The 11,094-nt window shown below is 75.0% G+C and carries 7 protein-coding genes and 1 pseudogene; all 8 read left to right on the forward strand.

What is annotated here, in order from left to right:
- The first annotated feature begins 85 nt into the window (after positions 1 to 85).
- The 8 genes and pseudogenes from ACIQCJ_RS35645 (at position 86) to ACIQCJ_RS35680 (ending at position 10,946) form a co-directional block, all read left to right on the forward strand.
- A pseudogene (locus tag ACIQCJ_RS35645) lies at positions 86 to 1,074 on the forward strand (DUF6457 domain-containing protein).
- Entirely contained in the window at positions 1,071 to 2,648 is a 1,578-nt protein-coding gene (locus tag ACIQCJ_RS35650; RefSeq protein WP_402714002.1) for a molybdopterin molybdotransferase MoeA, read from the forward strand. The pseudogene ACIQCJ_RS35645 and the gene ACIQCJ_RS35650 overlap by 4 nt, the downstream one beginning before the upstream one ends.
- 170 nt (positions 2,649 to 2,818) lie before the next feature.
- On the forward strand, positions 2,819 to 3,958 hold the full coding sequence (locus ACIQCJ_RS35655) for a TrkA family potassium uptake protein (protein WP_188279870.1): 1,140 nt from the start codon (positions 2,819 to 2,821) through the stop codon (positions 3,956 to 3,958).
- Between the two features lie 321 nt (positions 3,959 to 4,279).
- A complete protein-coding gene (locus ACIQCJ_RS35660) occupies positions 4,280 to 5,239 on the forward strand; it encodes an NAD(P)H-quinone oxidoreductase (RefSeq protein ID WP_355336726.1) in 960 nt (319 codons plus the stop codon).
- A 160-nt stretch (positions 5,240 to 5,399) separates the two neighbouring features.
- A complete protein-coding gene (locus tag ACIQCJ_RS35665) occupies positions 5,400 to 6,140 on the forward strand; it encodes a hypothetical protein (RefSeq protein WP_402714004.1) in 741 nt (246 codons plus the stop codon).
- Positions 6,141 to 6,241: 101 nt separating this feature from the next.
- Entirely contained in the window at positions 6,242 to 6,946 is a 705-nt protein-coding gene (locus ACIQCJ_RS35670) for a PadR family transcriptional regulator (protein ID WP_401851414.1), read from the forward strand.
- Between the two features lie 281 nt (positions 6,947 to 7,227).
- Positions 7,228 to 7,986, forward strand: coding sequence for an ABC transporter ATP-binding protein (locus ACIQCJ_RS35675; RefSeq protein WP_402714007.1), 759 nt, complete (start codon positions 7,228 to 7,230; stop codon positions 7,984 to 7,986).
- 164 nt (positions 7,987 to 8,150) lie between these two features.
- Positions 8,151 to 10,946: an FtsX-like permease family protein gene (locus ACIQCJ_RS35680; protein WP_402714011.1), complete on the forward strand. Its 2,796-nt coding sequence runs from the start codon at positions 8,151 to 8,153 to the stop codon at positions 10,944 to 10,946.
- The last annotated feature ends 148 nt before the right edge of the window (positions 10,947 to 11,094 follow it).

Genomic DNA, 11,094 nt, shown 5'->3' on the forward strand with positions numbered 1-11,094 from the left:
GTCCAGCGCGGGGGCGCGCCCAAAAAGATCGGGGTGCGCCGGGGCCGGGGATACTCGGGGGGTGGCGACTGGGTTTGATGCGGTGGTGTTGGCCGGGGGTGGGGCGAGGCGGCTAGGGGGGGTGGACAAGGCGGCGGTGGAGGTCGGGGGGCGGATGCTGCTCGACCGGGTGCTGGCGGCGTGCGCGGGGGCGGAGCGGACGGTGGTCGTGGGGCCGCGCCGGGGGACCGTACGGCCGGTGAGCTGGGCGCGGGAGGAGCCGCCGGGAGGCGGGCCGCTGCCCGCGCTCGACGCCGGGCTGACCGCGTTGGCCCACTTGGCCCCATCCGGGCCGCCGCTTCCCGCGCCGGAAATCGTGGTCGTGCTGGCGGCCGATCTGCCGTTCTTGACGGTCGGCGCCGTGACCGGCCTGGTGGAGGCGCTGGGCGCGCTCGGCACCGGGACGGAAGGGGTGCTGCTCACCGACGCGGGAGGGCGGGATCAGCCGTTGGCGGGGGCGTATTGGGGGGAGGCGCTGCGCCGGGAGGTGGCGCTGCTCAAGGGGGAGCACGGCGGGCTGGCGGGGCTGCCGTTGCGGTTGCTGACACGGGAGCTGGTGGTGCGCAGGCGGGCCGATCCGACGGGGGACGCGTCGTTCGACTGCGATACGTGGGAGGACGTGGCGGTGGCGCGGGCACGGCTGGACGGGGTGTCCGAGGGGTGAGCCTGTCCCACAGCGAGCCAGGTTTCAGGGACCATGGCCCTGTGTTGGACGAATGGATCGCAGCAGCCAAGACCGAACTGGGTATCGAGCTGGACGTGGACACCGGCGTCCTGCTCGATCTGGCCCGCGACGCGGCGCACGGCGTCGCTCGTCCGGCCGCGCCGCTGACCACCTTCCTGGTGGGTTACGCGGCGGCGCGCGCGGGCGGCGGCCCCGAGGCCGTACGGGAGGCGGCCGACAAGGCCGCCGCCCTGGCCGTGCGCTGGGCGCAGGAGGCCGACGCGCAAGAGGCCGACGCGCGGAAACCAGGCACCCCCGGCACCCCAGGCACCCCCGGCACCCCCGGCACCGACCCGGAACCGGCGGAATGAGCGGCACCCGGCCCGGCGCGGGCGCGTTCGACCCGGGCGCCTTCGACCCGCGCGCCTTCGACCCGCGCGCCTTCGACCCGCGCGCCTCCGACGCGGCCGACCGCGCGCTCGACGACGCCCTCGCCCTGGCCAACGAGTCGCGCCGTACCGCCACCGGCGCGGCCCGTCCCGGAGGCCAGGACCGTAACGACGCGCTGTCCGTCGCCCTCCGCCACGGCCGGGACGACACCGCCCCCACCCCGGAGGGCCCGGCGCCCCGGCCCCCCGTCCAGGGCCCGGCCCCCGCGCAGGCACCCGCCCAACCCCAGCGCCAACCCCAACCCCAGCCCCAGCCCCAACCCCCGCTCCCCTCCCCCGCCGACGCCGTGCCGTGGCCCGAGGCACGGCGGATCGCGCGCCGCGTCGGCCGCCGACTCGGCTCCGAAACACGGGAGTTGGGAGAGGACCTGCTGGGCATGACGCTGGCCAGGGCGCTGACGGCGCTGACGGACCTGCCGTCGTTCGACTCCTCCGCGATGGACGGCTGGGCGGTGGCGGGCCCGGGCCCGTGGCGGCTGCGCGGCGCCTCGGTGCTCGCCGGACAGCAGCGCCCGGCGGAGCCGCTGCTCGTCGGCCACGCCGCCCCCATCGCGACCGGCGCCGCCGTGCCGACCGGCACCACCGCGGTGCTGCGCAGCGAACACGGCTGGACGCAGCGCCGCGCGGACGGCGAGTGGTTGCAGGTACGGTCGCCGCACCCCGCGCCCGCGCCGGGCCAGGAGGTCAGAATGCGCGGCCAGGAGTGCAGGGGCGGCGAGGAGTTGCTGCCCGCGGGCACCGTCGTGACGCCCGCCGTACTCGGTCTGGCCGCCGCCGCGGGCTACGACGAGCTGACCGTCACCGTACGGCCGCGCGTCGAAGTCCTGGTCCTCGGCGACGAGTTGCTGGACCACGGCCTGCCCAGGTCGGGGCGGGTACGGGACGCGCTCGGCCCGATGCTCCCGTCGTCGCTGCGCGCGCTCGGCGCCGAAGTGGTGGCGGTACGGCGGCTGGTGGACGACGCCGACCTCCTGCGCAGGGCGGTCCGCGAGAGCACCGCCGACCTCGTGGTCACCACCGGCGGCACCGCGGGCGGACCGGTCGACCACCTGCACCCGGTCCTCGCCGCGCTCGGTGCGAAACTGCTGGTCGACGGCGTCGCCGTCCGCCCGGGACACCCCATGGTGCTGGCCGAACTCCCCTCGGGCACCCACCTCATCGGGCTGCCCGGCAACCCGCTGGCCGCCGTGTCCGGCGTCCTGACCCTCGCCGCCCCCCTGCTGCGGACCCTCGCGGGCCGCCCCGTACCGGCCCCGTACGCGGCCCCGCTCACCGCCGACGTGCCGGGTCACCCGGTCGACACCCGGCTCGTCCCGGTGGTCTTCGACGACGACTCCGCCGCGCGCCCGCTCACCTACTCCGGCCCCGCCATGCTCCGCGGCCTCGCCGCCGCCGACGGCATGGCCGTGATCCCGCCCGGCGGCGCCCGCGCGGGCGACGACACGGCCGTACTCGACACCGGGGCGCTCGCGCTGGCGTGGGGGAGCGGCACGTGAGGGCACCCCGGTGCGTACGCGGTGGTGCTCGATACGTGAAGGTACGGGGTACGTGACCGCCGTCAGCCCATGTCACGTGGTACGTGATCCCGTACGCGAAGCGATACGTCGTCGGACCGGTGGACGACACCGGTATATGAAGGTGAGCGGCACATGATGGGGAGCGGGATATGAAACTGCCCCGGTACGACGCGGCGGCCGGTCGCGCCGATCCTCCCCCCGGCGGCGCGGACGGCGCCGACGGCACGGGCGACGGCAGCGCCTCGGCGGCGATCTCCGCCGGTACGGCGGGGTACCGCCGGGTGGCCTTCCCGCGTCCCGCCGCGGGCCCGCTGCTCCAGGTCTCGCGCCGCCTGCTGATGGCGCTGCTGGTCCTGCTCGCCACCGTCCTGATCGTCTACTTCGACCGCGGCGGCTACCACGACAACGCCAACGGCTCGGTGTCGTTCCTGGATTCGCTCTACTACGCGACGGTGACGCTGTCGACGACCGGCTACGGCGACATCGTCCCGTACAGTACGGGCGCCCGGCTCGCGAACACCTTCCTGGTGACGCCGTTGCGCGTGATCTTCCTGATCATCCTGGTCGGGACGACCCTGGAAGTGCTGACCGAGCGGACCCGCGAGCAGTTCCGCCTCAAGCGCTGGAGGAGAACCTTGCGCGATCATGTGGTCATCGTCGGATACGGGACCAAGGGCCGGTCGGCGGCCCAGACGTTGATCGGCCGCGGCATCCCGCAGAGCCGGATCGTGATCGTCGACCCGAGCCCCAAGGTCGTGCAGGCCGCGACGGACGAGGGGTACGTCGCCGTCGTCGGCGACGCCACCCGCAACGACGTGCTGCTGCGGGCCGAGGCCCAGGTCGCCAAGGAGATCGTCATCGCCGCGCAGCGCGACGACACCGCCGTGCTCGTCACGTTGACCGCGCGTCAGCTCAACAAGCGCGCCCATATCGTCGCGTCCGTCCGCGAGGAGGAGAACGCGCCGCTGCTGCGGCAGTCCGGGGCCAACGCCGTCATCACCAGCTCGAGTGCCGCCGGGCGGCTTCTCGGGCTGTCCATGCTCAGCCCCAGCGTCGGGGTCGTCATGGACGACCTCATCACTTACGGGAGCGGGCTCGATCTCATCGAACGGCCGGTGACCAAGGCCGAGGCGGGGCAGGCGCCGCGTGACCTTCACGACCTCGTCGTGTCGGTCAAGCGGGGGCATCGGCTTCTCGACCACGACGATCCGGAGGCTGCGCCTCTGCTTCTCACCGACCGCGTGATCGCCATCCACCGTGCCGGGCCCGCCGGCCCGCCCCTCGCCTAGGCCCCCCACCCGCACGTGCGCAGGGCGTGTTTTTTAGGGGCGCGGGGAACTGCGCGCTCAGCCCCCGCCGGACTGTCAGCCCGGGAACGACGGCATCTGCCCCGCTGGGGCCGGTTTTTTGTCCGCGCCACGGTGGGGGCTGGTCGCGCAGTTCCCCGCGCCCCTTAAAAGATCGGCGGGCCGTCCGGCGCAATGGAACCGGCGGGGCCCCGCCCCTTAAAAGATCGGCGGGCCGTCCCGGGCGGGGGAACCGTCTGGGCGGGCCGTCCGGCGCAAAGGAACCGGCGGGTTGGGGGCTGAGGGCAGCGGTAGCCTCGGGGGATGTATGCGATGACGATTCCGGAGCCGGGCGGGCCCGAGGTGTTGACGTGGGCGGAGGTGGGGGATCCGGTCGCGGGGGAGGGCGAGGTCGTCGTCGAGGTGGCGGCGACGGCGGTGAACCGGGCGGATCTGTTGCAGCGGCAGGGGTTCTACGAGCCGCCGCCGGGGGCGTCGCCGTATCCGGGTCTCGAGTGTTCGGGGCGGATCGTCGAGGTGGGCTCCGGGGTCGCGGGGTGGCGGGTCGGGGACGAGGTGTGCGCGCTGCTCGCGGGCGGCGGATACGCGCAGAAGGTGGCGGTGCCGGCGGGCCAACTGCTGCCGGTGCCCAAGGGGATCGACCTGGTGACGGCGGCGGCGCTGCCCGAGGTGACGGCCACGGTGTGGTCGAACGTGTTCCTCACCGCGCACCTGCGCCCCGGTGAGACGCTGCTGGTGCACGGCGGCTCCAGCGGGATCGGCACGATGGCGGTCCAGCTCGGCAAGGCGGTGGGGGCGACGGTCGCCGTCACGGCGGGGAGCGCCGAGAAGCTGGCGGCCTGCCGGGAGTTGGGCGCGGACATCCTGATCAACTACCGCGAGCAGGAGTTCGAGAAGGCCGTCACGGCCGACGTGATCCTCGACATCATGGGCGCGAAGTACCTCGGGCGGAACGTGGACGCGCTCGCGGTCAACGGCCGCCTGGTCGTCATCGGCCTCCAGGGCGGCCTCGTGGGCGAGCTGAATCTGGCCACGCTGCTGAGCAAGCGCGCCGCCGTCGCCGCGACCTCGCTCCGGCCCCGGCCGCTGGACGAGAAGGCCACGATCGTGGCGGCGGTACGCGAGCACGTGTGGCCGCTGATCGAGGCCGGAACCGTACGGCCGGTCGTGGACCGTACGCTCCCGCTGCGGGACGCGGCCGAGGCGCACCGCGTGGTGGACGGCAGCACCCACATCGGAAAAGTGCTCCTGACCACGGCATGAACACGCCCTCTCGCGGATAACGGTCCGATACGGAGCCGGCCGTCCGGGATGCCGGAAATGTTGCCGCGTGTGACGCTGAATCCACACAGGGTTCGGTGGAGAGGCGGGACGTGTGCGGCGGGCACCCGACAGGCGATGCGCGATACGGAGGGCGGCGCCCGTGCTGCTCGCGGGGGCGCTGCTCGTTCCGGCGACGGCGACGGCGACGGTGATGGCGACGGGCTCCGCGTGGGCGGTCGCGCCCGGGCCCGACGAGCCCACGGCCCCGGCGGTCCGTCCGCTCCCGGCGCCGGGCGCGGACATCGTCACCGAGGTGCTCACCGGGCTGGTCCCCGGCCTCGTCGGCCGGCACGAGACGGTCGGCGCCCCCGGACACGGGGGACGCCAGGACGCCGCGCCGACCACCGGGCCCAGCGGGCCGCCGGTGACGGAGGAGCCCACCACCGAGCCGACCGCTCCGGCCACCCCCACCCCCACCCCCACTCCCACCGCTCCGGCCGCCAAGCCGGCCCCCGACCCCACGGTCGGCGTCCGGCCCCCGGCCTCCCCCGCCGTTCCCGCCACCCCGGCGGGCCCGCTGCGGCCACCGGTCCCGACACCGACACCGACGTCCGTACCGGGCGACGGGGCCGCCAGGCCGCCGCTCACCCCGCCCGTACGGTCCACCTACGGCGCCGCGCGCTCCGCGCCCTTCCTGGTCCCCGACGGCGGGCCCGCCCAGGCCCCGCCGCGCCCTTCGGCACCCGCAGGACCCGACGCCGCCCGCACCCAGGCCCGCGCGCAGACTCCCGCCGTCTACGAGCCCGGCCGCCGCGTCCTGCGCATCCTCCCCTTCGGCGCCGGCCTCGCCCTGGTCGGCCTGGGTCTCGGCTTCCTGGGCCTGCGCCTGCGCCGCGACTGACCCCGAGGCGGTCGCACGCGCCCCTCATGTCCCGTTGTGCCCGGTCGGACGGGTCGCCGCGGCCTTGAAAGGCGGGTCCATACTCGGTATACATACTCAGTATGTCGATCCGCCACGGCCTGCTGGCCCTCCTGGAGCGGGGGCCGCGATACGGCTTCCAGCTCAGAACAGAGTTCGAGTCCCGCACCGGTTCCACCTGGCCGCTGAACGTGGGGCAGGTGTACACGACGCTGGCGCGGCTGGAGCGCGACGGGCTGGTGGTGCCGGCGGGCGAGGACGACGCCGGACACGCGCTGTATGCCATCACGGAGGGCGGGCGGGGTGAGCTGCGGGAGTGGTTCGCCCGGCCCGTGGACCGGGCGAATCCGCCGCGGAACGAGCTGGCGATCAAGCTGGCCATGGCGGTCGGATCGCCGGAGGTGGACGTGCGGGCCGTCATCCAGGCGCAGCGCGCGCACACCATCCGGGCGATGCAGGACTACACCCGGCTGAAGGGCCAGGCGCTGGAGGCGGCGCCCGCGCAGAGCGGGGCGCCGGACCGCGACGACGTGGCCTGGCAGCTCGTTCTCGACCAGCTCATCTTCCAAGCGGAGGCCGAGGCGCGGTGGCTCGACCACTGCGAGACCCGGCTCGTACGGCTGACGGCGCTGGCCCCGGCGGCCGAGCCCGCCGCACCGGCCCCGACTCCCGATCCCGCCGACCCCGCCGACGGCGGCGGCCTGGACGACGGGAAGAACGACGAGAAGGACGCCGCGCCGGACGGGGTGCTGCGCGGCGCGCTGAGGCGGACCCGGGCCCGCCGCTGAGCCGCGCGCCGACCGGCACCCGGCCCCGTACGCCTGACCGCGTACGCCCGGCCCGTACGTCCGGCACCTAAGCCCGACCCCGTACGCCCCACCCCGTACGCCCCACCCCTGCGCCCGGCCGCGTCGCGCGGCCACCTCCCGGCCAGGACCGGCCCGCCCGACCAGCGGCCGGACCACCGCCACCCGAGCACCCCGAAACCCGAGCACACAGCACCCGAGCACGCCAGCACCCGAGCACTTCGCCGCACGAGCACTCCACGACCCTGGGGGACGCACCGCCCATGTCCGTAAAGCCGCACACCGAAGCCGCGCCGCCGGAAGCGCCCGTCCTCCGCCTGGAAGCCCTCACCCGCGTGCACGGCACCGGAGCGACCGAGGTGCACGCGCTGCGCGGGATAGACCTGGACGTGCGTCCGGGGGAACTGGTCGCCGTGATGGGCCCCTCGGGCTCGGGCAAGTCCACGCTGCTGACCATCGCGGGCGGCCTCGACCTGCCGACGTCCGGCCGGGTGATCGTGGAAGGCACGGACCTGACCACGGCCAGCCGCAACGAGATCGCGGCCCTGCGCCGCCGCAGCATCGGCTACGTCTTCCAGGACTACAACCTGATACCGGCGCTGACGGCCGCCGAGAACGTGGCACTCCCCCGCGAGCTGGACGGCACCGGCGCCCGCAAGGCGCGCCGCGAGGCGGTCGCCGCGCTGGAGGAGATGGGCCTGGGCGAGCTGGCCGACCGCTTCCCCGACGAGATGTCCGGCGGCCAGCAGCAGCGGGTGGCCATCGCCCGCGCGCTGGTCGGCGACCGCCGCCTCGTCCTGGCGGACGAGCCCACCGGCGCGCTGGACTCGGAGACCGGCGACACCGTACTGGCGCTGCTGCGCTCGCGCTGTGACGCGGGCGCCGCGGGCATCCTGGTGACGCACGAGCCGCGGTTCGCCGCGTGGGCGGACCGGGTGGTCTTCCTGCGGGACGGCTCCGTCGTGGACATGACGCTGCGCTCCTCCGCCGAGTCGCTGCTGACCGGCGGTGCGGCCCAGTGAGCGGCGCCCCCTCGCAGGACCCCGCCGCCTCCCAGGACCGCGGCCCCTCGCAGGACCGCGGCCCGAGCGCCCGCGCGGGGAACCTCAACTCGTGGCGCGCCGCCATCCGCATCGCCCGCCGTGACGCCTGGCGCTCCAAGGGCCGCAGCGCGATGGTGCTGGCGATGATCGCGCTGCCGATCATCGGCGTGAGCGCCGCCGACATCACCATCCGCAGCTCCCAGTTGAGCCCGGAGCAGAAGCTGAGCCGAGACATCGGCGCCGCCGACGCGCGCCTTGCGGACGCCGACGCCAACGGGCGGCCGATCTACCAGGACCCGCCCGCGGACATCTGGACCTCGGTGAAGGACGCCACCGCGGACCCGGACGCCACGCCGTCGGCGGCGGACCTGGCGGAACAGCAGGAGACCCCGAAGCCGACCGACCCGCTGACCGCGCTGCCCCGGGGCGCGCGCTGGATCTCCGACTCCCAGACCTACGCCCGCTTCAAGACGAAGTACGGTCTGCTCGCCGCCCCCGTGCGGGAGTTGGAGGCGGGCGACCCGCTGGCGCGCGGCATCACCCACCTGGACCGCGGGCGCTACCCGGCGGCCGACCACGAGGTCATCGCCACCACCGCGTTCCTCAAGTCCGCCGGCCTGAAGGTCGGTTCGAAGCTCGTCGTCCGCGACGTGGACCGTACGTACAAGATCGTCGGCGCGTACGACCTGCCGGACACGCTCGGCACCGAGCAGGTCATCGCGCGGCCGGGCGCTTTCATCGCGCCCTACACCGCGGCGCGCAAGGCGCTGAACGGCGAGGACGACTCGGCCTACACCACCTACCTGGTGGGGTTGCCGAGCGGCGACTACTCCTGGCAGATGGTGCAGCAAGCCAATACCCGGGGCATCTACGTCAAGTCCCGCGCGGTGGTGCTGCACCCGCCCGCCGACTCCGAAGTGCCGCTCTACACGAAGTCGCGCAACGGCAGCGCCCCCTACCGCACCGGCGACACGGGGAAGGCCACGGCCGTCGCCGTGGCGGCGACCATCGTCGGCCTGTCGATGCTGGAGATCTGCCTGCTGGCCGGTCCCGCCTTCGCCGTCGGCGCGCGGCGCTCGCGCCGCCAGCTCGGCCTGGTCGGCGCCAACGGCGGCGACCGCCGCCACATCCGGGCGATCGTGCTCTCCGGCGGCCTGGTGATCGGCGTCGCCGCGGCCGTCGTCGGCACCCTGCTGGGCCTGCTGCTCACGGTCCTGCTCCGCTCCCCGCTGGAGGACTTCGTCGGCCGCCGCTTCGGCGGTCTGACGCTGCGGCCGCTCGAACTGCTCGGCATCGCGGGCCTGGCCGTACTCACCGGTCTGCTGGCCGCCGTCGTGCCCGCGGTCACCGCGTCCCGGCAGAGCGTGCTGGCGTCGCTGACCGGGCGGCGCGGGGTGCGGCACGCCAACCGCGTGCTGCCGGTCCTCGGCATCGGCGCGATCTGCCTCGGCGGCGGCATCGCGGTCTTCGGCTCGCTGCGCACCGACAGCACCCTCGCGGTCGGCGGCGGCTCCGGCATCGCGGAGCTGGGCATCGTCGCGCTCACCCCCACTCTGGTCGGCATGTTCGGCAGGACCGGCAAGTGGCTGCCGCTGTCCCCGCGGCTCGCGCTGCGCGACGCGGTGCGCAACCGGGGCCGTACGGCGCCCGCGGTCGCGGCCGTGCTGGCCGCCGTCGCCGGTACGGTCGCGGTCGCCACGTACTCCGCGAGCGCCGACCGGCAGGACAGGGACGCGTACGAGGCCCAACTGCCGCGCGGCGTCGTGGCGGTGGCGGCCTACAGCGACCGCGGGCGTGACCTGACCGCGGTGCGCGCGGCGGTCGAGAAGCGCTACCCGGTCTCCGGCCGCGCCGACGTGTCCGCGATGGTCGTCGGCGGCAAGAACTGCCAGGCGGGCGGCGGTGGCGGCGACGGCTGCGGCGACGTCCAGCCGGTGAAGCCGGCCGCCAACGTGTGCCCGACCGACCGGCCGGAGGGCGCGACCGCGCTCACCCTGGCCGAGCGCCGTGCCCTGGCCCACGACTGGCGCTGCGCGTACGTGGCGGGCCTGACCGCCATGCCCACCAGCAGCGCCGTCCTGATCGGCGGCCCGGCCGTCCTGCACGCCCTCGGCATCCGGGACGGGGACGCGGAACAGGCGCTGGCGCGCGGCGAGACCGTGCTGTTCGACAAGGGGTACCTCGACCGCGGCACGCTCAAGCTGAAGATCACCCTGGACACGAACAAGGCGGTGCCCGACGGACAGGAGCCGGTCGGCCCGGTCAAGTCGGTGCCGGTGCACCTGGCGGCCGAGGGCCGTGACCGGACGTACGGGCTGCTGGCCGTGATGCCGCAGCAGGCCGCCGACGGCGTCGGGATCGACACGATGCCGCTGGGCTCCTTCTACACCAACGCCCGGATGCCCAACGGCCCCGAGCGGCAGGCGCTGGACAGCGACCTCGCCAAGATCGGCACCGACACGGAGGTCTATCTGGAGCGCGGCTACACCAGGGACAACAGCCTGGTGCTGCTCGCCCTGACGCTCTTCGCGGGCCTGGTCACCATCGGCGCCGCGGGCATCGCCACCGGCCTCGCGCAGGCCGACGCCGAGCCCGATCTGAAGACGCTCGCCGCGATCGGCGCGCCGCCGCGGGTGCGGCGCACGCTCTCCGGCCTCCAGTGCGGGGTGATCGCCACGATGGGCGTGGTGCTCGGCTCGGCGGCGGGCGTGCTGCCCGCGGTGGGGCTGCGGCACACCGAGCGGCGCGAGCAGTGGAAGTACTACCACCAGGCGCTGGACGGGGGCTGGGGCGGCACGAGCAGGCTGCCGCACGTGCCGATCGTCGTCCCGTGGAGCACGCTGGCCCTGCTGATCGTCGCCGTGCCGCTCGGCGCCGCTCTGCTCGCGGCCCTGGTCACCCGCTCGCGCACCCAGCTCGCCCGCCGCGCGGAGCCGTAAACCGGGGCGCGCGCGGAGGAAGGCGGCGGGGGGGGGGGGGGCCCCCCCCCGGGGGGCCCGCGCGGCCCCCCCCCCCCCCCCCCCCGAAGACCAAGAACGCGTTCGTCTATGGCGGCAAACCCTCTAAAAAACACACACCCGCCACAGC

It is taken from the genome of Streptomyces sp. NPDC093221, from assembly GCF_044753885.1.
Taxonomy (GTDB): domain Bacteria; phylum Actinomycetota; class Actinomycetes; order Streptomycetales; family Streptomycetaceae; genus Actinacidiphila.

What these genes read in the sequence shown, in the direction of transcription:
- ACIQCJ_RS35650 (WP_402714002.1), top strand. Translation starts at nt 1,071, where the DNA reads ATGAGCGGCACCCGGCCCGGCGCGGGCGCGTTCGACCCGGGCGCCTTC.
- ACIQCJ_RS35655 (WP_188279870.1), top strand. Translation starts at nt 2,819, where the DNA reads ATGAAACTGCCCCGGTACGACGCGGCGGCCGGTCGCGCCGATCCTCCC.
- ACIQCJ_RS35660 (WP_355336726.1), top strand. Translation starts at nt 4,280, where the DNA reads ATGTATGCGATGACGATTCCGGAGCCGGGCGGGCCCGAGGTGTTGACG.
- ACIQCJ_RS35670 (WP_401851414.1), top strand. Translation starts at nt 6,242, where the DNA reads ATGTCGATCCGCCACGGCCTGCTGGCCCTCCTGGAGCGGGGGCCGCGA.
- ACIQCJ_RS35675 (WP_402714007.1), top strand. Translation starts at nt 7,228, where the DNA reads ATGTCCGTAAAGCCGCACACCGAAGCCGCGCCGCCGGAAGCGCCCGTC.
- ACIQCJ_RS35680 (WP_402714011.1), top strand. Translation starts at nt 8,151, where the DNA reads ATGATCGCGCTGCCGATCATCGGCGTGAGCGCCGCCGACATCACCATC.